Here is a 23,439-nt window from a genome sequence, read left to right on the forward strand (position 1 = left end):
CCACGAGCGTAGGTCCTTGCGTAGTGCGAACTTTGGTCGGTTCAGCACGGCAACCTACGCTCGTTCTCTTTTACACCGCATCTCGGACGTGACCGCGCCGCCCTACCGGCCTGGCTACACACCTACAACCACCACCGCGGACACACCTCGCTGAACGGCCTGCCACCCGCCAGCCGCGTACCCAACCTCACAGGACAGAACAACTAGCCGAGCCCGTCTGATCTGACAACGGGATCGAGAGGAACGAGTCGACCAGGCAAGCCCTGGTCGCTGCCGTCACCCTGATGTCCAGGTTGCCGGACAGCGGATAACCATCCGGACCGAAGCAATCGGATATGCCCGGCAAATGTCCGGAGACTGTCCTGGATCAGTTAATGAACCGGTGGCATCCTGATACAGGAAGGACTTCCGTTGATCGGGCAAGTGAAATACTGAGCGCCCCAGCGATCGTCACCAACAGTTATTGCGGGCGATTCTCTTACTCCCGCGTGCCATCGCGTCTCTTCGGAATCGCAGTGCGCGAACTTTGAGCCCGTTCATCGATGGCGCGCACCGGGTCGGTAGCGGCGCCCATATCCAGCGTACGACGCACTAATGAGTAAGGAGAAGAGTTTCTTGCACCCTACGGAGCGCAGCCCGTTATCACCACAGCGATGGTTCGTTAGTCGGCCCTGAAGGAAAGGAAACCGTCGTATGCGACTACCACAGAAACTGGCAACCGCCGTCGTGGCGGGTATCACCATCGCAGCCGCACTTACCACGCCGGCCTACGCCGCTGGAGGCACGAAATACTGCCCGGTAAGCGGCACTCTAGAGCCATGGTGCGACCTTCAACTCTATCCGACCCGATTCCCTGGCGGGACGATCTCGGTCGACGTCGACGTAACCGGACCCAATCCCGTCGTCGGGCACTGGACTCTCTACATCGATGGCGGTTCGGTATGCGGGGCGGACTTTGCCTACAGTGACCCGCCCCGGTCATGGGTCTGCAGAAACGTGCGAGCGGGTTACCCCACTCTCTCGGTGCCAAGGGGTTACGAGGCGGCACGGATAGGTCTCCGCTGGTGATGCCGGCCCTGCCACTGTGCCGCCCCTGCCAGGTCCCTTCACGAAAGGTCTGACAATGATGAGACGGGCCACGAAATGGGTGCCGCTCATGGGCATCGCTTTCGCGCTCACCGCCGGGCCGCTCACGGCGGCTCCGGCTTCGGCATCCTCGGCGCTCGCCGCCGCTGACTGCGTCATCAACCCATACAAGGACCGGATACCGCCCGAGGTGCATGTACGCTGCGCCACGACCGGACCGTACAAGGCAATCGCCCTCTGTTCCAACAAGTTCTACAAAGACAAGTGGTTCGAGTCGCCCTGGACCAGCGCCGGCTCCTGGGCACAAGTTTCATGCCCACTGGGATACACGCTGACGGGCTGGGGGAAACAAGGCGGCGGCAGCGCCTGACCCGAGCGGTCCGCTGATACCCCGTAAACCCCGTGGTTGCCGAAGCGCAACCACTCAGCGAACCCGTTGCATGCCTCTACCTTGTTGGTGACCACGGTGACCAACAAAGTAGAGGCCCGCGTCCGACCATTTCTGAGAACACGTACGGTCGTCGATACTACGCAGAGCTACATTGCGTCCGGCCTCAGCGACTCGAGTTGCCGGGTCATAGACCCGGCAACTCCAGCAGCGGAAGGCGAAGCACCTGGATGCGCACTACTCGGCCACCGCGACGTAACCGCGCTCGAAGATCGGCCGTGGCGTCGGCCAGAACGCGCCGTTGCCGTCGTGAACGATGTAGTCGCCCAGGGCCGCGCGCCGCATGCCCTCCGGGGTCTGTACATCGATGTACTCGGCGCTGCGGCCTCGGAGCGCGGTCTGCCCGACGATTCCGCGCAGGTTCGAGTAGGCGTTGATCCATGACACGACGTCCTCGACCTGGCCGCCGAGGACCTGCACGGCCTCGACGAGGTCCGGTGTCGGCTGGTACTCCTTGATGTCCATGGTCAACATTCCCTTCGGTACACAGCGCTTATTTTGAGGTGGTCTGTTAGTCGTGTCACTGGCATGCTTGGCCGTCGTACTGGAGAGCCTCCAACGATTTGGCGAGGCCGCAACTGCGATGACTGAGGCTTGTGATATTCCTCCACCGGAGGACTGGTGATCCAATCGCTAGTCGATCAGCGATTGATCCACACTGACTCGATCGCATGCCGTCGCTCATCGGAGGCGGAGTTGCGGACACGGTAGTCGATGCGGCGCCAGTCGGCGAGCAGCTCGTCGTACAGCTGCGACCGGTAGCCGGACAGCACGATCGCGGACTTGCACGCGACGAGCACTTCCAGGAGGCGGCGGTGTTCGGGCTCGCGATCCATCTCTTTCACGTAGTGGCCGCTCCCGAACACGTTCCTCGTGCTCCGCAGGTAGGGCGGGTCCACGTACATCGCAGTCTTCGCCGAATCCATGCGCTCGATCAACTCGAACGCGTCCACCTGCTCAATGAACGCCTTCCGCAGCCGCGCTGCGTGCCAGCGCAGCGCCGCCGACGCCCGCTTCGCGCCGGCCGGGTTGTTCACCCGCGTTCTCGATGTCGGCCTTCTCCAGGAGGCGCCTGCCTCACCGGATCGCGACTGGGTGCATTGGATCCACCAGCGGCGGGCCCGCTCCAGGTCGGATGCGGACTGGTCGCCGAGCTTCGCCGCGGCGTGCTCGGCGCGGGCGTACGGGGTGAGCTCGACGGCGCGGATCAGAGCACGCGGGCGGTCGCGCAGCACGCGCATGAAGGCGATGAGGTCGCCGTTGATGTCGTTGATCGTTTCGATGGGGACGGAGTCCTTGGCGAAGAAGACAGCGGCGCTCCCGGCGAACGGCTCGACGTACACCTCGTGTGGCCCGAGCAGACCAGCCAGAAAGGGCGCGAGCCTTCCCTTGGCTCCGTAGTACTGGAACGGAGGGCGCAGAGCAGCCACGGGCGGACTCTCCTCGCTATGGTGACGGAGTGGACGATTCGATCAGGTGTACGATCGCGCGAGCAGGCAGAACCCGTACGACAAGGACGCTTACCCCGTCCCGATTCCGCCGCTGCTCACGTACGCACTGTCCGGTGAGTTCCACGATCGAGGTGCCTTCCTGCTCGCGTGGCGACAGGTTGGCCCGAAGGGGTAGGAGGGCTTGGTGACGTGGGTGGTCACTACGCGGTCAGAGGCCGTGGAGATGCACACCAAGTTCGTCGAGTGGGTGCCCGGCCACGAGCTGCACCAGGCCCGGGCTGAGGCGTTGCGGAAGCGCTACGGCAAGGTTCCTCGCTTCAAGCAGTGAATCTGCATGCATCCGACCAGGGAAAACGCGCTCTGGTCGATTCTGAGACGTCCCAGCGTGGACCTATGCCTTACATGCGAACGCGCGAGAAAGACAGTCAGCCTTGATCCTGACATACCTAGCTTGCACGTCTTGGTCCAAGAAAAGCACAGATGGCACAGATCGGACGTAGCCTGGTGCTCAGGACATGCGGCCAGGAGGACACGTGCCCGAGCCCACCACACGGTGCACCACCGCACTTGCGGTCGTGACAGCCTGCGCAGGAGTGGGCGCTGCGGGCGTCAGCGGCTGGGGCGAAGCCCCGAACCCCGCCCAGATCATCGCCTTAGCCCTCGCCGTTATGGCGACAGGGTGGGCTGTGATGCCAGCCAGCCTCAATTTGAATAAAAAAAATGCTTCAATTCGGGAAATAGGTATTACCAGATGAATCTGATAGGCCGTCCACTGATCACTCCACCGCGGAAGCCACCAGCTGAGACGGGTCCCGCTCCAACTGGTTGGCCGTGTGCAGGTAGATCATCGTCGTGTTCAGGTCCTCGTGGTCGAGAGCTTCCTTGATGTCCATCGGGTTCGCGCCCAAGTCCTTCGCGATCGACGCCCAGGTGTGCCGCAGCACGTGCGGCGTCACCTTCGACTCGATCCTCGCCTGACGACCGATCCGCTCCACTAGCTCCGACGCCGACGATCGGTGGAACCGGCCGCCAGTGTCCGTGACGAAGATCCGCCCCTCCAGCTCGGCCACCTCGACGCCGGCTCGGCGGGCCCGATCCTCCAGGTAGCGGTCGAGCGCGTACGCGGTCTCCAACGGCAGACGACGCGTCTTCGGCTTGCCGCCCTTACCGACGATCCGCAGCGTCCGCACCCCGCGCGCCCAACCGAGCGCGCCGAGCTCGGCGGCGATTCCCTCCTCCACCCGGATGCCGGTGTGCACCAGGACCCGGATGAACGCCGAGGTCCGCAGCCGGGCCGGCCCGTGGTCGGCGTCGGCCGCGGCCACCAGGCGGCGAGCTTCGTCGCGGGAAAGCGCGGTCGTCTCCGAGTGGTTGCGCCGCACCTTCGGCCGCCGCGTCGCCTTGAACCGGTTGGCCTCGACGAGGTCCTCGTCGACCAGGTAGTCGTACCACGACGACACCGCCGAGATCCTGCGCGCCATCGTCTTGGCGGGGATCGGCTTCCCGGCCTGAAGTTCAAGCCACCGCTTGTACACGTCGCCGTGCGGCTTGCGGGCCTGGAGCGGGTCGAGTCCGGTCTCCGTGCAGACGGCGAACCACCGCTCGATTTCGCGCTGATAGGCGTCGCGGGTGTTGCGCGACTCGTACGACAGCAGCCACGCCATCGTCAGGTCCTGGGCGTAGCCGAGCAGGGTCGGCGGGAACGCGATCCCGCCTCCTCCGCTCGGCTCGCGGACCAGCTCAGCGGTCACGTCCGTGACTCCGCGTCGGCGTACTCTTCGGCGCGGGCCGACGCCTCGCCAGCGGAGTGTCCCGCCTCGAACGCCTTCAGCACCAGACCGACGACCATGCGCACGTCCTGCGGATCCATCCCGGCCAGCGTGTTAAGCCGCCGCCGGTCCTGAGGTTTGATGTCCAGGCCCAGCCGGTCGAACACGCGCATGATGTTTGGGACGTTGCCATCACGCATCAGGCGCCACTGTCGGCGAGGCTGCGGCGTGTCGGTGGGTGCCGCTACGTTTCCCCCGATAGCGTTGGCCGATCGCGTGGTAGAGAGGTCAACTCGGCACGATCTACCCCTGTGGTCTGGTGGAATCTAGTGTTGTGAGTGCTCAGACCTGGCGGTTGGTGCGGCGTGGGCGCGGGGGACCCGTGGCGGCCCCTGTGCTCGATGAGCACCAGCGTGCCGTGGTTCAGCACAGACACGGACCGCTGCTCGTCCTGGCCGGTCCCGGCACCGGGAAGACCACCACGATCGTCGAGAGCGTGGTCGACCGGATCGAGCGACGCGGGATGGATCCCGAACGCGTGCTCATCCTGACATACAGCCGCAAGGCGGCCGGTGAGCTGCGCGAACGGGTCACCGGGCGGTTGCGCCGCACGACCAGGACTCCGCTGGCACTCACCTTCCACAGCTACGCCTACGCGCTGCTGCGGCGGGAGGCGGTGCTGGCCGGCGAGGCGCCGCCGCGGCTGCTCACCGGGCCCGAGCAGTTGCTGGAGATCCGGCGGCTGCTGCACGGCGAGCTGGAGGACGGCGCCCGGGAGTGGCCCGTCGCGTTGCGCGAGCCGCTCAAGACGCGCGGGTTCGCCGAGGAACTCCGCGACTTTCTGTCCCGCGCGGGCGAGCGCGGGCTCGGCGGCGAACGGCTGCAGGAGCTCGGCAGGCAGTACGGCAGGGCGGACTGGGTGGCGGTCGGCCGGTTCCTAGAGCGGTACGAGGTGCGGTTCGACCTCGATCCCGAGCCGGCGCTCGACTACGCCGAGTTGATCAGGGCGGCGGCGGGCGTGCTCGCCGACCCGGAGGTGCGCCGGAGGGAACGTGCGGCGCACGACGTGATCTTCGTGGACGAATACCAGGACACCGATCCGGCGCAGGAGTTCCTGCTGCGCCAGCTTGCCGGTGACGGGCGCGACCTGATCGCGGTGGGCGACCCGGACCAGTCGATCTACGGCTTCCGGGGGGCCGATGTGCGGGGGATCCTGGGGTTCCCGCAGCGGTTTCCGACCCGTGACGGGCGGGACGCGCCGGTGATGGCGCTGCGGGTGTGTCGCCGGAGCGGGGCCGATCTCCTGACGGCGTCCAGACGCGTGGCCGACCGACTGCCCGCGGCCCCGACCCCCGACGCCGTCACGCCCGCGGCGCCGACCCTCGACACCGTCACGCCCGCGGCGCCGGGCCCCGACGCTGCTCAGCCCAGGGAGCGGCGCTCGCACGGGCATCGGGAGTTGCTGTCGCTGCCCGAGATGGAGGCCGGCGAGGTGCGGGTGCTGCTGGCCGACAGCACCAGCCAGGAGGCGGCCGTCGTAGCCGACACGCTGCGCCGGGCCCACCTGATCGACGGCGTGCCCTGGCATCGGATGGCGGTGCTCGTCCGTTCGGCGACCCGTCAGGTGCCGTTGTTGCGGCGCGCCCTGGTCGGCGCGGGCGTGCCGACGATGGTGGCCGGTGACGAGGTGCCGATCGCGCAGGAGCCCGGGGTACGCCCGCTGCTGACGATCCTCAGGGTCGCCATCGACGCGGCCGAACTCGACGAGGGGGTGGCCGAGGAACTACTGACCGGCCCCCTCGGCGGCACCGACATGATCGGCGTACGACGCCTGCGGCGGGCACTGAAGATCGCCGAAAACGAGGCGATGGCCGCATTGGGAGACGAGACGACGGCCGCGGACGCGGAGACGACTGCCGCGGACGCAGAGGCGACTGCCGCGGGCACGGAGGCGACGGCCGACGCCACACCGCCGCCGCCGTACTCTCCCCTCCAAGCGCGCACCTCCGGAGAGCTGCTGGTCGCAGCCGTGAAGGACCCGCGGGAGCTGACCCGGATAGAGCCCCACGTCGCCCTCCCCGCCGAACGCGTCGCCAGGCTGCTAGCCGCGGCCCGCCAGGCCGTACGCGACCATGCCGGCGCCGAGGAGGTCCTGTGGGCCGTCTGGCACGAGAGCGGCTTGGCCGAGAAGTGGACCGAGCTCAGCCTGTCGGGCGGGGCCAGGGGGGCGCAGGCCGACCGGGACCTCGACGCCGTGGTCGCCCTGTTCGACCATGCCGCCAGGTTCGTGGACCGGATGCCCAAGGCGGGCCCCGAGGTGTTCCTGGACGACCTGGCCGCGCAGGAGATCCCCGGTGACACGCTGGCCGAGCGGGCGCCCGACGGCGACGCCGTCCGGGTGCTGACCGCCCACCGGTCCAAGGGCCTGGAGTGGGACGTGGTGGTGGTCGCGGGCGTGCAGGAGGGCGTGTGGCCCGATCTGCGGCTGCGTGGCTCGATGCTGGGCGTGGAGGACCTCGTCGAGCTGGTCGAGGGCGGCCGGCCGAACGCGGCGTCGCTGGCCTCCAAGCTGCTGGCCGAGGAACGGCGGCTGTTCTACGTGGCCGCCACCCGCGCCCGCCGCCGGCTGGTCGTCACGGCCGTCGGCGGGGAGGACACCGACGAACGGCCGTCCAGGTTCCTCAGCGAGCTCATGCCGGGCGCCGTCGAGGCCGCCACGGTTGACGACAGGGCGCGGTGGCTGAACATGTCCGCGCTCGTGGCGGACCTCCGCAGCGCAGTGACCGATCCCACTAAATCGGCAAAAATCCGGGGCAAGGCCGCCCACCACCTCGCCCGCCTGGCCGCGGCCGGAGTCCAGGGCGCCCACCCCAACGACTGGTACGCCCTCACCCCCATGACCGACGATCGCCCCCTGAGCTGGCCTGACGACATCGTCAGGATCTCACCCTCGGCGGTCGAGAGCTTCACCAAGTGCGGCCTGAGATGGCTGCTGGAGACGGCCGTCGGCGCCGCGGGCACCAGTTCGGCCCAGGGCCTCGGCACCGTCATCCACGCGCTGGCCGTGCTCGCCGCCACCGACCTGCCCAACGAGGACCTGCTCGGCAAGCGCCTGGACGAGATCTGGAACGAGCTCGACTTCGGCGGCGTCTGGTTCAATCGCAAGCAGCGCCAGGTGGCCGAACAGATGATCACCAAGTTCTGGCGCTGGCACCAGGAGAACCCACGTGAGCTCGTCGCCCTCGAAGAGGCGTTCACCGCCACGGTCTCCGACGGCGTGCAGATCAAGGGCCGGGTGGACCGCGTCGAGCGTGACTCGGAGAACCGCGCGGTGATCATCGACCTCAAGACCGGCAGCGCGAAGCCCAAGGCGGGCGAGCTCGACCGTCACCCGCAGCTCGGCGTCTACCAGCTCGCCGCGCTGCTCGGCGCGTTCGCCAGGCACGGCATGACGGAGCCGGGCGGCGCCGCGCTGGTCCAGGTCGGCAAGGCGGCGGGCAAGCACGACGCGCTGGAGCAGCAGCAGGGCGCGCTGGCCGAGGACAGGAACCCCGGCTGGGCCAAAGATCTGGTCGACACCGTGGCGATCGGCATGTCGGGCCCGTTCTTCCAGGCCAAGGTGAACGACGGCTGCCGCACCTGCGCGGCCAGATCCAGCTGCCCCGTCAACGACAACGGGGGACAGGTGTGCTGAACCCGGTCGAGCTGGCCGAGAAGCTCGGCATCCTGCCCCCCACCCCCGAACAGTCCCGCGTCATCGAGGCCTCGCTCGAACCCATGGTCGTCATGGCCGGAGCGGGCTCGGGCAAGAGCGAGACCATGGCCGGCCGGGTGGTCTGGCTGGTGGCCAACGGCCTGGTCAAGCCCGAGAACGTGCTCGGCCTGACGTTCACCCGCAAGGCCGCCGCCGAGCTGGCCACCCGGGTCCGCGAACGGCTCAACGGCCTGGCCGAGGCGGGCCTGGTCGAACCCGGGCTGCTCGACAACGAGCCGACCGTCTCCACCTACCACGCCTACGCCGCGCGCCTGGTCACCGACCACGCCCTGCGCGAGGCCCTCGAACCCACCATGCGCCTGGTCACGCCCGCCGTCTCGTGGCAGCTCGCGTCCAGGGTGGTGGCGATGTACGACGGGCCGATGGACAAGATCGAGCTCGGCCCGCCGTCCGTCACGGCCGCCGTCCTGGAGCTCGCGGGCGAGCTGTCCGAGCACCTGCGCACCGCCTCCGACGTGCGGCGGGTGGGCGAGTGGCTCGATGAGAGGTACGCCGGGCTGAGCGGCCGGACGACGCTGGCCCAGCGCAAGCCGATCAACGTCCAGGCCGCGAGGAGGCAACTGCTGCCCCTGGTCGAGGCGTACGAGCGGCTCAAGCGCGCCCGGGAGGTCATCGACTACGGCGACCAGATGTCGCTGGCCGCCAGGATCGCCGCCCGCCACAAGGAGGTCGGCGAGATCGAGCGGTCCCGCTTCTCCGTGGTGCTGCTCGACGAGTACCAGGACACCAGCCACGCCCAACTCGTGCTGCTCAGATCCCTGTACGCGGGCGGCCACCCGGTCACCGCCGTGGGCGACCCCTGCCAGTCCATCTACGGCTGGCGCGGCGCCTCGGCGGGCAACCTGCGACGGTTCGCCCAGGACTTCCGGACCAGCTCCGGCGACCTGGCCCCGGTACGCCAGCTCAGCGTCAGCTTCCGCAACGGAGACCGGGTCCTCGACGTCGCCGCCCGCGTCCAGTTGCCCCTCCGCATGGAGGCCCGCGAGGTGCCGGTCCTCGTCCCCGGCGCCAACCGCGTCGACCGGGGACGCGTCACCTGCGCCTTCCACGAGACCGCGGAGGACGAGGCGAAGTGGATCGCCGACGGCATCCACAAGATTCTCGGCCAGGAGGTCGCACCCGACGGGCTGCCCTGGGGCGAGAAGGAACGCAAGAAGACGCTCGCCGTACAACCCCAGGATGTGGCGATTCTCGCGCGTAAGCGGTCGCAGTTCCCCGCGCTGCGCAGAGCGCTCGAAGAGCGCGACATCCCGGTCGAAGTGGTCGGTCTCGGCGGGCTGCTGACCGTGCCCGAGGTCAACGACATCGTCGCCACGCTCCGGGCCCTCTACGATCCGACTGCCGGTGACGCCCTGGCCAGGCTGCTGGCCGGGCCGCGCTGGCGGATCGGGCCGGCCGACCTGCGGGTGCTGGGCGAGTACGCCAGGGAGCTGACCCGCGAGGCCCGCGAGACGCGCCGCGAGCAGGACCCGCTCGACCAGGTGGTCGCCGACCTGGCGGAGGAGCGCGGCAGCCTGATCGACGCGCTCGACGAGCTGCCCGATCGGGAGGCGTGGCTGGAGTCGTTCTCGCCGCTGGCCAGGACCAGGCTCGTCGCGCTGGCCTACGAGCTGCGGCAGCTCAGAGCGCACACCGCGCAGCCGCTCCCGGATCTGATCACCGAGGTCGAACGGCGGCTGGGTCTCGACATCGAGGTGGCGGCCCGGGGCGGCACGGTCAGCGCCTTCGCCGCCCGGGCCGACCTCGACGCGTTCCAGGACGCGGCCTCCCGGTTCGCCGGCGACGCCGAGGATCCGACGCTCGGCGCGTTCCTGGCCTATCTGCAGGCGGCCGAGAGCGAGGAGTTCGGGCTGGAGGCCGGGCGGGTCGGCGAGAGCAACAGCGTCAAGCTGATGACCGTGCACGCCTCCAAGGGCCTGGAGTGGCCGATCGTGGTCGTGCCCGGGCTGTCGCAGCTGCTCAGCTCGAAGGGGACGATCGCGACCGGCAGCATGTTCCCGGCGACGCCGGTCATGAACAGCCGCTGGACCGACAACCCGCGCAAGCTCCCCTTCCCGCTCCGCGGCGACGCCGCCGACCTGCCGCGCCTGACCGGGCTCACCAAGGAGGAGCTGGCCGCGTTCGACGAGAGCTGCCGCGACCGCGACCTGATGGAGGAGCGGCGGCTGGCCTATGTGGCCGTCACCCGGGCCCACTACCACCTGATCGCCTCCGGCTACCGCTGGGGGAGCGCCTCCAAGCCGCTGGAGCCGTCGGACTTCCTGCTGGAGATCCGCGACACCAGCGACCGGGTCGCGTTCTGGGCGCCGGAGCTGGCGGCCGGGGTGACCAACCCGCTGCTGGCCGAGCCCGCCGAGGCCGTGTGGCCGGTCACGCCGGAGGGCCTGCGCTACGAGTCGGTGCTGGACGGCGCGCGCCTGGTCGAGGACGCCCTGGCGGGCACCCTCGCCCCCGCCGAGGACGAGACGCTGCGCGCCTTCGAGGAGGAACGCGTCCGCGCCTGGGAGCGCGACACCGACCTGCTGCTCCGCGAACGCGAGCTGCACCGCAGGCGCGGCTCCACCACCGTCGAGCTGCCCTCGAAGCTGACCGTGTCGTCGCTGGTCACGCTGGCGGCCGACGCCCGCGAGCTGGCCCGCAGGATCCGCCGTCCGGTCCCGGTCAAGCCCGCGCCGCTGGCCCGCCGCGGCACGTCGTTCCACAAGTGGCTGGAGACGCGCTGGGACCAGCAGCGCCTGCTCGACGACTTCGACCTCGACCTGGTGGCCGAGCCGGAAGAGGCCGATGTACGGTTGGCGGAGCTGCAGGAACGCTTCGAGGAGAGCGAATGGGCCGGGCGCCGGCCGCTCGACCTGGAGGTGCCGTTCGAGACCATGATCGCCGACCGGCTGGTACGCGGCCGGATGGACGCCGTGTTCGAGCTGTCCGACGGGCGCTACGAGGTCGTCGACTGGAAGACCGGCGCGCCGCCGCGCGGCAAGGCCGCCCGCGCCGCCTCGGTGCAGCTGGCCGCCTACCGGCTAGCCTGGTCGCACCTGGCGGCGGTGCCGCTGGAGCGGGTGGGGGCGGCCTTCCACTATGTCCGGGCGAACCAGACAGTACGCCCGGTGGACCTGCTCGACGCCGACGGCCTGGTCGCGCTGATCGAGGCCGTACCCGTCGTCTAGTCCCGCACGTAGTGGAAGCCCGGTTTGGGGTGCATCAGGAAGTCGTGGTGGGAGATGTTCCAGGCATAGGCCCCGGCCATCTCGAACACCACCGTGTCCCCCACTCGCACCGAAGTCACGATTTTTCGGGCGAAAACGTCTTTCGGGGTGCATAGTTGGCCGACCACGGTCACCGGCTCGTCCGTCAGGACGGGGCCGTCGCCGGTGGGCAGCACGGTGAACGGCTGGTCGTGGCCCTTGGTGACAGGAGTGCGCAGGTGATGCGTGCCACCCAGCACGATCGCGTACGCCTCGCCGCGGACCCGCTTCACGTCCACGACCTTCGTGACGTAGTAGCCGCAGTACGCGGTCAGCGCCCGGCCCGGCTCGACCCGCACCCGCTGCCCGTCCCGGCGCATCGCCGCCAGACCGGCGCCGTAGGCCCGCCAGTCGAACCGGGACTCCGGCGAGGCGTAGGAGACGGCCATGCCGCCGCCCAGGTTGACCTCGTCGTGCTCGGTGTCCAGCAGCGTCCCGGCCAGCCGCAGCAGCTCGGGCGCGTCCAGGCCGCTGGCCAGGTGGCTGTGCAGGCCGCGCAGCCGTACGCGGTCGGTGAAGAGCGGCAGGCACTCGCGTACGCCCGCCTCGTCCATGCCGAACGGCCCGCTCATCGTCAGCGCCGCGCCCTCGACCGGCAGGTCCGGGTTGAGCCGGAGCAGGACGTCGGCCTCGCGGCCGGTGGCGAGCAGGCGGCGCAGCTCGTTGGGCGACTCGACGTGCAGGCGGTGGCAGGGCAGGCGTAGCTCGGCGTCGGTCTTGCCGGGGCCGCCGAGGGCCAGCGGCTTGCCGGGGAGGAGGGCCGCCACGTGGGCGTGCTCGCCGCCGGAGGACACCTCGAAGCCGTCCACGTGCGCGGCCAGCGTCTGGAGCAGCTCGGCGGCCGGATTGGCCTTGACGGCGTAGTACAGCTCCACGCCGGGCAGCGCCTGACGTACCCCTGAGGCGTGCTCGTGCAGCGCGGGCAGGTCGTAGACGTAGGCGGGCACGTCACCGAGCCGCAGGGCGGCCTCGCGGATTCTCGGGGCGAGCTCGTGAGCGGGTTGGCGATCTCTCGGGGTGATCACGCGAGCGGGTTCGCGATCGGGACGTATCCGGCGGTCCGGTCGGCGGCCCTGGCCCAGCGGACCGTCAGGTTCGCCTTGGCCGGGAGCGGCGCGCCGGCCAGCAGATCGGACAGCGGGAGCGGCCGGCCGAGCGTTCCGGCGTGGTGGTAGAGCACGTCCCGGGCGATCCGCCACAGTTCGCGCAGCAGCTCGTCGTCGTCGCCCGCCAGCGTGGCGGCGATCTCGGTGAGGTGGTTGACCAGCAGGCAGTAGACGACGCGGGCCCAGCCGCGCTCCGCGTCGTAGCTCAGGGCCTGCGCCACCTTCGCGGGCACACCGTCGAGCGAGTGGCGGCCGGAGACGAGCTTGGTACCTTCCAGGTCACGGAAGACCGCTTCCACGGGCAGCCCTGAGGCGTCCAGGCCGACGAGGACGTTCTGCAGGTGCGGTTCGAGTATCACGCCGTGCGTGAAGTACAGCTCCAGCACCGGTGGCGCCACCACCGAGACGTAGGCGGTCCACCAGGCGAGCGGATCGCCCGCGGGCGCTTGGAGCGCGAGGGCGCCGGACAGGACCGGGGTGACGCCGGGGGAGCACACGGACCACGGGCTGGCCCGGACGATCACGCCGAGCCCTTCGAGCAGGCGGGTGCCGAGCGCGGCGGAGCGGTAGCCCGGCTCGGGCAGCCAGCGGGTGCCCGGATGCGCGGCCGAGACCGCGTCGAACACCGGCGCCAGGCGCGAGGTCAGCTCCACCGCGCCGGCCAGCTCGTACCAGGCGTTCTTGCGCACGCAGTTGGTGATGCGGACATCGAGGCTGAACTTCAGGCACGACTCCGCCGCGGGCGCGTAGACGGTCCGCACCGACGAGGTGGGCACGACCACCGGGCCGGGACCCAGATCGATCAGCTCCCCGCCGAAGGCCGGGTGCAGCAGGTCGAGCTGCCACGGGTGGGCGGGCAGCAGCCGGTAGCCGGGCGGCGCCTCGCCCAGAAGGTCGAGGGCCGACGCGTCGCCTTCCTCCGCGACCACGTCCGCGCGGACGCCGAGCAGCCGGAGGGGGAACTCGGCGTGCGCCTCGGGCGCATAGCGCAGCCAATCGGCGCCGCCGCGCGACTTGGGGCTCGGGTGGAAGGGATGCCCGTGAACCAGCGCCTGCTCGGAGGCCAGCCACGGATCGGCGGGCGCCACGGCCTCGGCCCGGGCCGCCAGGATCGCGGCGACCGCGTCCCTGCTCGCGGCCACCTGCCCGGCGAACTCGCCGTTGGGCTCGGGGGCACCCTTCCCGGTCAGGTCGGTCTCCGCCAGCCGTACCAGCTCGTCGGTCGTGAGGGGCTGCCAGGTGCCGCGGTCCAGCCGCTCGGGCGGCCCGGCGAAGCGCAGCGCGGCCCCGCCGTGCGTACGGACCCGCAGCAGCGCGCCCCCGACCCGCAGCAGCAGGTACGGCGGCGCGGGCCAGACCAGGCCGCGCGGCCCGGCCACCTCCCGCACGCAGCACCGCAGCAGGGCGCCCAGCGTCGCCTCCTCCGCCAGCGAGGCCGGCGAGTCGAGGACCAGACCGTGCATTCAAGCTCTCCTCAGATAGTTGGGCCCGCTGGTGCCGTAGAACTTGTTGATGTCCCGCGCCCCGGAACGTTCCTTGGCCACGAGGGTCCCCGCGGTGATCATCGACTTGCCGGTGAGCCTGGCCGCGTCGAGCGTCCTGGCCCGCAGCAGCCTGGCCATGGGGTCGTCGCCGTACTCGTCGAGCGCCTCGGCCAGCGTGTCGCGCAGCAGCGCGGACGCCTGGGCGGGCGGCAGGGCCCCGAACACGATCGCGGCCGCCGCCAGGTGCAGCGTGATGGTCACGAACACGTCGGCCAGGGCATGCGGATCGTCGGTGAGCATCCGCTCGTCGTGGAACGCGGGCACCTCGACGCCCGCCGCGGCCAGCCTCGAAGGAGAGGCCAGCAGCCCGTCGTTGTCCTTGACCAGCAGCTTCATCCGCCCGTCCCGGAACACCAGCGACAGGTTCTGCTGATGGGCCTCCAGCGCGACGCCGTACCGGACGAAGAGCCGTACGTTCCAGCGCAGCAGCAGGCGCAGATAGCCGGGCAGCACGTCGCCCACCTCCTGGAGCACCCCGGGAGCGTTGAGCGCGGCGACCGGCACCACCCGTCCCTCCGGCAGCCTCCTGACCATCCAGGCGAGATACTCGTGCCCGGCGTGCGCGTAGGTCTGCTCGTCGGCGATCAGCACATCGGGATCGGCCAGGCGGCGCAGCAGCAGCTCGGCCAGGGCGCCGTCGTGGAGGGTGCCGGGCTTGATCGACCGCCGGTTCCGCGCCCCCAGCGTGCTGGTGGGCAGCGGCAGCTTGAGGTGGGTGCGGGCGTCGAGCTCCACGGTCCGCATCGACAGCGTGGGCCGTACGGTCAGCCAGGGCTCGTCGAACAGCCGTACCCCGTCGATCTTCCGCACCTCGTCGACGGCGAGCGGATGGACCGGAAACAGCGCTTCGTCCGGCTCCACCTCATGGGCCGCGTGCGGCGGACGCACCGCGGAGCCCGGCGCGAGCAGCCCGCGCGGCACCGCCGCCCAGCGCAGCTCGAACGACGGCGCGAACTCGGGCGCGTACGCGGGCAGCGCGGCGGCGGGCACTCCCAGCCGCGCCCGTGAGGTCGGATACACCGGATGGTCGACGAAAGCCGCCAGCGACTCGTAGGACGGCCCCCTGCCGAGGACCTCGGCTCTGTGCGCGTCGTGCAGCTCCAGCGCGGCCAGCGCCTGCGCGCACTCCTCGGCGAACGCCGCCACCCCCTGCGCGTCGGCCGGATCGGCCACCTCGGCCAGCGTGCCGAGCACCTCCGCCAGCCCCAGCCGCTCGCCGGGACCGACCACGAAGTCCTGGAACAGCAGCCCTGGCACCAGCCGCACCCGGCGCCCGCCGGCCAGCTCCAACTCCACGCCGTCACGACTCCTGGCCACCCGCGCGGACAGCCCGCCGTAGTCCTCGCGCAGCAGCGCGTCCAGCACCCGCGAGGCCAGGTACGCCTCCCGCGAGCTCATCCCACGACCCACGGCCTGGCAGCCCGGAAGCCCTCGATGGCCGCGTCCACCCGCGCCCGGTCCGGGCCGACGGCCCTGATGACGCCGAGGTAGTCGCGGTTCGTATGGGTCTGTTCGACGACGTCACCGATCGCCCGCAGCGGCCGGTGCCACAGCCTGACGCCTTGGGAGACCAGCTCCTCCGCGCCGGGCGCCGACGTGATGGTCCCCGACCGGTCGGCGACCAGGCTGACCGCGCTGCCAAACCTGGAGGTATCCGGCACGGCAGGCACCGTCTCACCCAGGTGCACCCGCAAGATCCACTCGAACACCGGCACCCCGAGCACATCGGCCAGCAGGAAGTCGCAGTGGTCGCCGATCACCCGATAGTTCACCTCGACGATGCGCGGCCCGGCCGGAGTGACGACGTACTCCGTGTGGCACGCGCCGAACCCCACCCCGAGCGCCGCCAACGCGGCCAGAACATGCTCACGAGGCCCGTCCGGCGCCCAGTCCAGCCGCTCCTCGACGAAGTACGGCAACGGCCCCAGCGTCGTCCCGAACCCGCCCAGCACCCGCACCTTCTCGGCGTCCCCGAGCGTCTCCAGCGTGCGCAGCGGCCCCTCGAGGTACTCCTCCACGACCAGCGCCTCGCCGGGCCGCCGCTTCCTGACCGTCGCCACCGCGCCGGCCAGGTCCCGCTCGACCAGCAGCACGTCCTCGCTCGCGACTCCCTCACGCGGCTTGACGACCAGCGGGTACGGCAGGCCGTCGGGCACGGGGTCGCCGGGCGTCAGGCGTAGCGACGAGACCTGTTCGACCCCGGCCTCGGCGAGCCGGCGGCGCATCAGGAACTTGTTCTTGGCCGCCAGGCAGGCCCGCCAGTCCTTGCCCGGCAGCCCGAAGTAGGCCGCCGCCAGCGCGGTTTCCACCTGTAGGTGGTCGGAGTTGGAGAAGATCGCGTCCGGCCGGCCGAGCTGCTCGATCGCGTCGATCACCGCCCGCGGGTCGCGCACGTCGCACGCGACGGCGCCCGGATGCCGCTCCGGCCGGTCAGTGAGAATCGTCACACGACAGCCCAGAGCCTCGGCAGCGGGCAGGAACCCGTAAGTCACCGAATCGGTCGGTTTGAGCGCGGTCAGGTAGAGCCGCAACGCGAAGGCACCCCCGAGTATCAGGTAAGGCTAACCTAACCCGCCGATCCTAGCCCGTGGGCGATCATCTCGGATACCAGACCCCGCATTCGGTGGCGGTCATAGGATGACATGGGATTTGGGAAGGGTGGGGCCCGTGGAGACGCGAGCGGAAGAGCAACTCATCGGACCGCTGCTCCTCGCACGCGGCACCATCGACAGATCGTCCGCGCTGCGGGCGAACGCCGATTGGCTGGAGCGCGCTTGGACCGATCCGGCGACCAGAGTGCTGGTGATCGACGACGGCCAGACTCTGGTCAAGCGCGTCGGCGACGAGGTGCACGCGGTCCTTTACGCCACATCTGAGGCACCACCGGGCGAACGTTACCTGCTGGGCGTCGAGGACGGAGTCGCCTATTTCGCGGTCGCCGCGCCGCTGCCCGGCTCGCGGGCCGGCGACGCCAACGGCCGCGTCACGATGCCGATGAGCCTGCGCGACACGGGCGAGGGCGAACTCGTCGTCGCGGGCCTGCGCCAGGTGGGCGGCCTGCTGGGCGACCGCGACGCGGGCCTGCTGGTCTACGCGGTGGCGCTGGAGGCCTGGCACTCGACACACGAGTTCTGCCCGCGCTGCGGCAGCCGTACGGACGTGCAGGCGGGCGGCCACATCCGGGTCTGCCCGCGCGACGCCAGCCAGCACTTCCCGCGCGTCGACCCCGCGGTGATCATGCTCATCCGCGACGAGGACGACCGCTGCCTGCTGGCCCGCGGCCCGCAGTGGCCGGAGGGCCGGCTGTCGATCCTGGCCGGGTTCGTGGAGCCGGGGGAGTCGCTGGAGCACGCCGTCATCCGCGAGGTGGCCGAGGAGGTGGGCGTCACCGTCGTCGAACCGCGCTACCTCGGCAGCCAGCCGTGGCCCTTCCCGCGCAGCCTGATGCTCGGCTTCTTCGCCCGCGCCACCACGACCACCCTCACCCCCGACGCCGAAGAGATCGCCGAGGCCCACTGGTTCTCCCGCGACCAACTGGTGAAAGCCCTGCGATCAGGCGACCTCCGCCTCCCCCCACCGGTCTCGATCGCCCGCCGCCTCATCGAGACCTGGTACGGCGGACCACTTTCGGGGGACTGGTAAGCCACGGTCACTTAGCGTAAATTCGAAGACACCTTCGGTAGCGAAAGGCTATGCTCATGCCCATGGAAGAGACACACATCCAGCAACTCCTGGATCTCGAACGGCAGAAGCTCGCCATCCAGATCGCCGCCACGGAGGTGTGGATAGACGACAAGGTCAAGGCCTCGGAGGGCCGCATCATCGCAGCGGTCACGGGCGCCATCACCAACGCGGTGGTGGAGCTCAAGAGCGACATCATGGACGTGCGATCCGAGCTCAGGGGGACACGCGCCGAACTCAAGGCCGAGATCCAGGACGTCCGCACGGAACTCAAGGTTGAGATCCATGGTGTCCGCACAGAGCTCAAGACCGAGATCCAGGACGTCCGCACCGAGCTCAAGGCCGAGATCGTGCGCCTGGAGCACAAGATCGACAACCACCTGAACTAAAGGGGACCTGGGTGAAACTAGCACCCAGGTCCTCGTGGCCATGTTAACCACTTTCTCGGGCTCCAGTCTCTGGCTGGAGCCCGAGTTCGTTAAAGCCTCAGGCCGCCTGGAGGAGCGCCTTCACCTCACGCGCCGACGGGTTGGTACGGACGACCCGCCCCGCGGGCGTCTCGATCACCACGGTGGGCACCACTTGGTTGCCGTTGTTGACGCTCATCACGAACTCGGCGGCATCGGGATTCCGCTCGATGTCGATCTCGTCGAAGCTGATCCCTTCGCGGGTGAGCTGCGACTTGAGTCGCTTGCAGGGACCGCACCAGGTTGTGCTGTAAACCGTGAGCGCCATGTGGACATCCCTTCGAGGCGAAAGCAGGCGGTCGTTGCAACAACCTGGAAGGCTCCGGTAATCCCTAGCCGATGCGCTCGGCGATCCACTGCTGCACGCGCTCGGCGATGCCCATCTCGCGATACAGGGGCGCGCTGTGCGCGACACCCGGCGAGGTGAAGATCGTCACCGGCACCCCCACCTGGCCCAGCATCTCCTTGAGCAGCTGGCTCTGCGACGGCGGCACGAACTCGTCCGTGGAGTGAACGGTCAGCACCGGCGCGTCGTTGTGGCTGGCGTGCCAGGCCACTTCCATGCTGGCCCAGACGCGCGAACACTTGCCCCTGGGCAGGCAGCCGCCGGCGAGCTGGATCGCCGAGTTACGCAGTTTGCGCTTGTACGGGTCCGGGGAGTTGGCGCCGTCGGCGTAGGCGCGCAGCGGCGAGATGATCGGCGAGAGCCCGACCACTCCCTTGAGCCCCCGCTGCCCGTCGCCGTACGTGCCGATCGACGCGGCGATGTGCCCGCCCGCCGAGAAGCCCACCACGACGTACTTGTTCGGGTCGAACGACCAGCGCTCGGCGTGCTTGCGCGCCAGGGCGATCGAGGCCAGCGCGTCCACCCGCTGCGCGGGCCACGCCGCCTCGCCGGAGAGCCGGTAGTTGATGTTGAAGACCGTGTAGCCGAGGTCGGCGTAGCTACGGGCGATCTCGGTCATCTGCTTCTTGTCGCCGCTGGACCACCAGCCGCCGTGGATCAGGAAGACGCCGGGGCGCTTGGTGCCGTCCGAGGTCCACCAGATGTCCATGTCCTGGCGGCGGCGCGCGCCGTACGAGATGGTCTCGGTTGATAAACCGCTCAGCCCGTACGGGTCGGGAGATGTGGTCGACACGGGGCCCGGGGTGGGGTCCTTCGTCGCCTGCGCCGTCATCGGCGTCAACACGACGGCGGCGAGCGCGCAAACGCTCACGAAAACCGCTGTTCGCACGGCCTGCCCTTTCCCCCATGCAGTTAGTCGGGCCCCATTGTGGGGGAAGAGACCCGTTCTTCGCATCTCGGCGATGATTCGGACGACGGGCGGCATGTTGCCAGAATGGAGCCCTTCACCGCCACTGGCTGGGAGGATTGACCGGTGACCAACGTGGACGATGTCCTGTCCGGCCTCGACCCGGAGCAGCGCGAGGTGGCCGAGGCCGTGCGTGGTCCCGTGTGCGTTCTCGCAGGTGCGGGCACGGGTAAGACCCGGGCGATCACCCACCGGATCGCCCACGCCGTGCGCAGCGGGGTCGTCGACGCGCCGAGCGTGCTGGCGGTGACATTCACCACACGGGCGGCGGGAGAGCTCAGACAGCGGCTGCGGGCGCTGGGGGCGCCGGGGGTGCAGGCGCGTACGTTCCACGCCGCGGCGTTGCGGCAGCTCACCTACTTCTGGCCACGGGTCATCGGCGGCGAGGCGCCTGCGGTGATCGAATCCAAGCTGCCGATCCTGATCGAAGCCTGCCGCCAGATCCGGAAAAATCCGGATCGGTCCGAGTTGCGGGACATCGCGGCGGAGGTCGAGTGGGCCAAGGTCACCCAGGTCGGTCCCGAGGACTACGCAGCAGCCGCCGCCAAGTCCGCAAGGACGCCCCCGGTGCCCGCCGAGGAGGTGTCCCGGCTCTATGAGGCGTACGAGCGGATCAGGCGCGAGCGGCACCTGGTCGACTTCGAGACGATCCTGGAGCTGACGGCCGCGGTGATGACCGAGCACCAGGAGGTCGCCGCGCAGATCCGGCAGCAATACCGCTACTTCGTCGTCGACGAATACCAGGACGTCAACCCGCTGCAGAAGCTCCTGCTCGACACCTGGCTCGGCGGGCGCGACGACCTGTGCGTGGTCGGCGACCCCAACCAGACCATCTACTCCTTCACCGGCGCCTCTCCGCGCTACCTCACGGGCTTCGCCGTCGAACACCCGAAGGCCGCCGTCATCAAGCTGGTCCGCGACTACCGTTCCACCCCCCAGGTGGTCAACCTGGCCAACCTGCTCATCGCCAAGGGCCGCTCCGCGCACCGCCTCGACCTCGTCGCCCAGCGGCCCGACGGCCCCCGGCCGGCCTTCGTCGACTACGACGACGAGCCCGCCGAGGCCGCCGGCGTCGCCAGGGCGATCAGGAAGCTGCTCGACCAGGGCGTCCAGTCCCGCGAGATCGCCGTGCTGTTCCGCGTCAACTCCCAGTCGGCGGCCTACGAGGAGGCCCTGTCCAAGGCCGAGATCCCCTACGTCCTGCGCGGCGCCGAGCGCTTCTTCGAACGTCCCGAAGTACGCCACGCGGTCGTGCTGATGCGCGGCGCGGCCAGGTCCGCCTCCGAAGAGCCGCTGGCCACGGAGGTCCACCACATCCTGGCGGGCATCGGCCTGACGCCCACGGTGCCGGGCGGCGGCAAGGCACGCGAGAAGTGGGAGTCGCTCAAGGCGCTCGCCGACCTCGCCGAGGACATGGCCGCCGACGGCGCCGACCTCGCCGCCTACGTCGCGGAGCTGGAGCGGCGCGCCTCCGAGCAGCACGCCCCGCCCGTCGAAGGGGTGACCCTGGCCTCTCTGCACGCCGCCAAGGGCCTGGAGTGGGACGCGGTCTTCCTCGTCGGGGTCACGGACGGGATGCTGCCCATCGTGTACGCGGAGACGCCCGAGCAGATCGAGGAGGAGCGGCGGCTGCTCTATGTTGGGGTGACGCGGGCGCGCGAGCATCTGTCGGTCTCGTGGGCATTGGCGCGCGCGCCCGGCGGCCGCAAGGGGCGCCGCCCGTCGCGCTTCCTCGACGGCCTCACCGGCCGTCCCACGCGTGTCGGCGCCGTTCCCGGCGCTGTCTCCGGGTCTCCTACACGGGAGCGTCGCTCGGTCGCCGTTCCGGTCAGTTGCCGGGTCTGCGCCAAGACGCTGGTCGCGGCCACGGAACAGAAGCTGGGGCGGTGCGCCACCTGTCCGGCCGATTATGACGAGGCGCTGCTGGAGCGGCTCAAGGCCTGGCGCGCCGCGACGGCCAAGGAGGCCAAGCTGCCGCCGTACGTGGTCTTCACCGACGTGACGCTGCAGGCCATCGCCGAGCGCGCGCCGGTCACCGAGCAGGACCTCCTGTCCATCACGGGCATCGGCCGCGTCAAACTCGACCGCTACGGGGATGCCGTCCTCGCGCTGTGCCGCTCCTGAAACCTGCTCTTTTGTACGGCAAGCCCGGGAGGGCGCCAACCACCGTCCATGGCCGAGGACCTTCCAGGGATACGGTTACCGGTCGGCCGCCGTCACGTCGCGTCGATCGGCCAGGTCCGTGGGTTCTCTGCCCGGTTACTTCGTCCGTTGCCCCGAAGAAACCGCCTCGCGACGACCAGAGTGATCGTCGCGGGAATCGGAGCATCCAGGCCGAATCGGAGACGATTGGGCGCGAGGGACCCCGTCTCCGCGTGCCGGGACCCTGGACCCGGACCACGGGCCACGGGCCACGGGCCACGGACCCGGACCACGGACCACGGGCTCGATCCTTGCAGCCCGGACGCGGCCAGAACATGGGCACCAGCGCGCCCACGACCGTTCGGGCGGGCGGGCGGCTGAGTATGAGTCCTGGCAACAGGACTTACTCCTGCTCAGCCTTTGGGATAGGTACCGGGTTGGTGGGAGGTTGGGGAGCACGCCAGACTTGGGGCCAATGGTTGCTGTTTGGGGGGATTGTGAACGAGGCGTTGAAGGAGCTGCTCGATCTGCTGGACCTGGAGCAGATCGAGCTCGACATCTTTCGCGGGCGTAGCCCGGAGGAGCGGATCCAGCGGGTCTTCGGTGGCCAGGTGGCCGCGCAGGCGCTCGTCGCCGCCGGGCGTACCGTGCCGTCCGACCGGAACGTGCACTCGCTGCACGCCTACTTCATCCGCCCCGGCGACCCGTCCATCCCGATCGTCTACAACGTCGAGCGGCTGCGTGACGGGCGGTCGTTCACCACGCGCAGGGTCCAGGCGATCCAGCATGGCAAGGCCATTTTCACCATGTCCGCGTCGTTCCACATCTTCGAGGAGGGCGTCGAGCACCAGGCGTCCGTGAAGCCGGCCGTGCCCGATCCCGAGACGCTTTCCACCTTCCAGGAGCGGATGACGGAGATCGTCGGCGTCAACTCCGAATTCAAGGAGTGGCTGAGCCGGCCGCGACCGGTCGACGCGCGTTACGCCTCGCCCCTGACGTGGGAGGCGTTCCAGAACCCCGAGCTGCGCAGCGCCGAGACCAACGTGTGGTTCCGCTACGACGCGGAGCTCGGCGACGATCCGCTGCTGCACGTGGTGCTGGCCGCCTACGCGTCCGACTTCACGCTGGTCGACACGATCCTGCTCGCGCACGGCATGGCGTGGGGCGCCTCCGATGTCGTGGGAGCCTCGCTGGATCACGCGATGTGGTTCCACCGGCCGTTCAGGGCGGACGACTGGTTGCTCTACGCACATGAGTCACCCTGGTCCGGGGGAGCGAGGGGGCTAGCGCGGGGTGAGATGTTCACTGCGTCCGGTGACCTCGTCGTGTCGGTCGTTCAGGAGGCCATGATCCGTGTGAAAAAGTAACAACATCGCAGGTAGAAAATATGTTGCCGGTTCTTCGGTTCCCGG

At 69.8% G+C, this 23,439-nt stretch carries 18 protein-coding genes and 1 pseudogene; 9 read left to right on the forward strand and 10 right to left on the reverse strand.

Going from position 1 to position 23,439, the window contains the following annotated elements:
• Positions 1-105: 105 nt before the first annotated feature.
• Both ACGFNP_RS60410 and ACGFNP_RS60415 read left to right on the forward strand, forming a co-directional pair.
• Positions 106-207: pseudogene (locus ACGFNP_RS60410) on the forward strand (IS481 family transposase); the annotation flags it as partial.
• Positions 208-1,156: 949 nt separating this feature from the next.
• Positions 1,157-1,456, forward strand: coding sequence for a hypothetical protein (locus tag ACGFNP_RS60415; RefSeq protein ID WP_358328874.1), 300 nt, complete (start codon positions 1,157-1,159; stop codon positions 1,454-1,456).
• Between the two features lie 255 nt (positions 1,457-1,711).
• On the opposite strand, the gene ACGFNP_RS60420 is transcribed toward ACGFNP_RS60415, so the two are convergent.
• The gene (locus ACGFNP_RS60420) at positions 1,712-1,999 is read right to left on the reverse strand and encodes a hypothetical protein (RefSeq protein ID WP_358341718.1); all 288 of its coding nucleotides are present in this window, start codon (positions 1,997-1,999) and stop codon (positions 1,712-1,714) included.
• A gap of 176 nt (positions 2,000-2,175) precedes the next feature.
• Positions 2,176-2,964, reverse strand: a complete 789-nt coding sequence (locus ACGFNP_RS60425) for a DNA adenine methylase (RefSeq protein WP_358341721.1) — start codon at positions 2,962-2,964, stop codon at positions 2,176-2,178.
• A 205-nt stretch (positions 2,965-3,169) separates the two neighbouring features.
• Between ACGFNP_RS60425 and ACGFNP_RS60430 the strand changes: the two genes are divergently transcribed.
• Entirely contained in the window at positions 3,170-3,313 is a 144-nt protein-coding gene (locus tag ACGFNP_RS60430; RefSeq protein ID WP_358341724.1) for a hypothetical protein, read from the forward strand.
• 448 nt (positions 3,314-3,761) lie between these two features.
• Here the strand turns inward: ACGFNP_RS60430 and ACGFNP_RS60435 are convergent, their stop codons facing one another.
• Positions 3,762-4,736: a tyrosine-type recombinase/integrase gene (locus ACGFNP_RS60435; RefSeq protein ID WP_358341726.1), complete on the reverse strand. Its 975-nt coding sequence runs from the start codon at positions 4,734-4,736 to the stop codon at positions 3,762-3,764.
• Positions 4,733-4,954: a hypothetical protein gene (locus ACGFNP_RS60440; protein ID WP_358341727.1), complete on the reverse strand. Its 222-nt coding sequence runs from the start codon at positions 4,952-4,954 to the stop codon at positions 4,733-4,735. Before ACGFNP_RS60440 ends, ACGFNP_RS60435 begins: the two co-directional genes overlap by 4 nt.
• A 134-nt stretch (positions 4,955-5,088) precedes the next feature.
• On the opposite strand from ACGFNP_RS60440, the gene ACGFNP_RS60445 reads away from it, so the two are divergent.
• Together ACGFNP_RS60445 and ACGFNP_RS60450 are read left to right on the forward strand one after the other, a co-directional pair.
• Positions 5,089-8,448 carry an ATP-dependent helicase gene (locus tag ACGFNP_RS60445; protein ID WP_393334191.1) on the forward strand — a complete coding sequence of 1,120 codons (3,360 nt, stop codon included), beginning with the start codon at positions 5,089-5,091 and terminating at the stop codon, positions 8,446-8,448.
• The gene (locus tag ACGFNP_RS60450) at positions 8,442-11,696 is read left to right on the forward strand and encodes an ATP-dependent DNA helicase (RefSeq protein WP_358341730.1); all 3,255 of its coding nucleotides are present in this window, start codon (positions 8,442-8,444) and stop codon (positions 11,694-11,696) included. Before ACGFNP_RS60445 ends, ACGFNP_RS60450 begins: the two co-directional genes overlap by 7 nt.
• Here ACGFNP_RS60450 and ACGFNP_RS60455 read toward each other — a convergent pair.
• From ACGFNP_RS60455 to ACGFNP_RS60470, 4 genes are read right to left on the reverse strand one after another with little or no spacing between them, the layout of a single operon-like run.
• On the reverse strand, positions 11,693-12,799 hold the full coding sequence (locus ACGFNP_RS60455) for a type III PLP-dependent enzyme (RefSeq protein ID WP_393334195.1): 1,107 nt from the start codon (positions 12,797-12,799) through the stop codon (positions 11,693-11,695). The two genes, ACGFNP_RS60450 and ACGFNP_RS60455, sit on opposite strands and share 4 nt — an antisense overlap.
• Positions 12,796-14,343, reverse strand: a complete 1,548-nt coding sequence (locus tag ACGFNP_RS60460) for an IucA/IucC family protein (protein ID WP_393334198.1) — start codon at positions 14,341-14,343, stop codon at positions 12,796-12,798. Before ACGFNP_RS60460 ends, ACGFNP_RS60455 begins: the two co-directional genes overlap by 4 nt.
• Positions 14,344-15,822 (reverse strand): IucA/IucC family protein, encoded by a 1,479-nt coding sequence (locus ACGFNP_RS60465; RefSeq protein WP_358341739.1) that lies wholly within the window; start codon positions 15,820-15,822, stop codon positions 14,344-14,346.
• Positions 15,819-16,955 (reverse strand): siderophore biosynthesis protein, encoded by a 1,137-nt coding sequence (locus tag ACGFNP_RS60470; protein WP_358341742.1) that lies wholly within the window; start codon positions 16,953-16,955, stop codon positions 15,819-15,821. The genes ACGFNP_RS60465 and ACGFNP_RS60470 overlap by 4 nt, the downstream gene beginning before the upstream one ends.
• 136 nt (positions 16,956-17,091) lie before the next feature.
• On the opposite strand from ACGFNP_RS60470, the gene nudC reads away from it, so the two are divergent.
• Positions 17,092-18,066: an NAD(+) diphosphatase gene (gene nudC, locus ACGFNP_RS60475; protein WP_393334203.1), complete on the forward strand. Its 975-nt coding sequence runs from the start codon at positions 17,092-17,094 to the stop codon at positions 18,064-18,066.
• Positions 18,067-18,128: 62 nt separating this feature from the next.
• Positions 18,129-18,494, forward strand: coding sequence for a hypothetical protein (locus ACGFNP_RS60480; RefSeq protein ID WP_393334206.1), 366 nt, complete (start codon positions 18,129-18,131; stop codon positions 18,492-18,494).
• A gap of 97 nt (positions 18,495-18,591) precedes the next feature.
• On the opposite strand, the gene ACGFNP_RS60485 is transcribed toward ACGFNP_RS60480, so the two are convergent.
• Positions 18,592-18,840, reverse strand: a complete 249-nt coding sequence (locus ACGFNP_RS60485; protein ID WP_219539322.1) for a mycoredoxin — start codon at positions 18,838-18,840, stop codon at positions 18,592-18,594.
• A 64-nt stretch (positions 18,841-18,904) separates the two neighbouring features.
• Positions 18,905-19,807, reverse strand: coding sequence for an alpha/beta hydrolase (locus ACGFNP_RS60490; RefSeq protein WP_358341750.1), 903 nt, complete (start codon positions 19,805-19,807; stop codon positions 18,905-18,907).
• 153 nt (positions 19,808-19,960) lie between these two features.
• Between ACGFNP_RS60490 and ACGFNP_RS60495 the strand changes: the two genes are divergently transcribed.
• Positions 19,961-22,009, forward strand: a complete 2,049-nt coding sequence (locus ACGFNP_RS60495; protein WP_358341877.1) for an ATP-dependent DNA helicase UvrD2 — start codon at positions 19,961-19,963, stop codon at positions 22,007-22,009.
• Between the two features lie 515 nt (positions 22,010-22,524).
• On the forward strand, positions 22,525-23,394 hold the full coding sequence (locus tag ACGFNP_RS60500) for an acyl-CoA thioesterase (RefSeq protein WP_393334210.1): 870 nt from the start codon (positions 22,525-22,527) through the stop codon (positions 23,392-23,394).
• Positions 23,395-23,439: the final 45 nt, after the last annotated feature.

This window comes from Nonomuraea sp. NPDC049269, from assembly GCF_043197155.1.
Taxonomy (GTDB): domain Bacteria; phylum Actinomycetota; class Actinomycetes; order Streptosporangiales; family Streptosporangiaceae; genus Nonomuraea.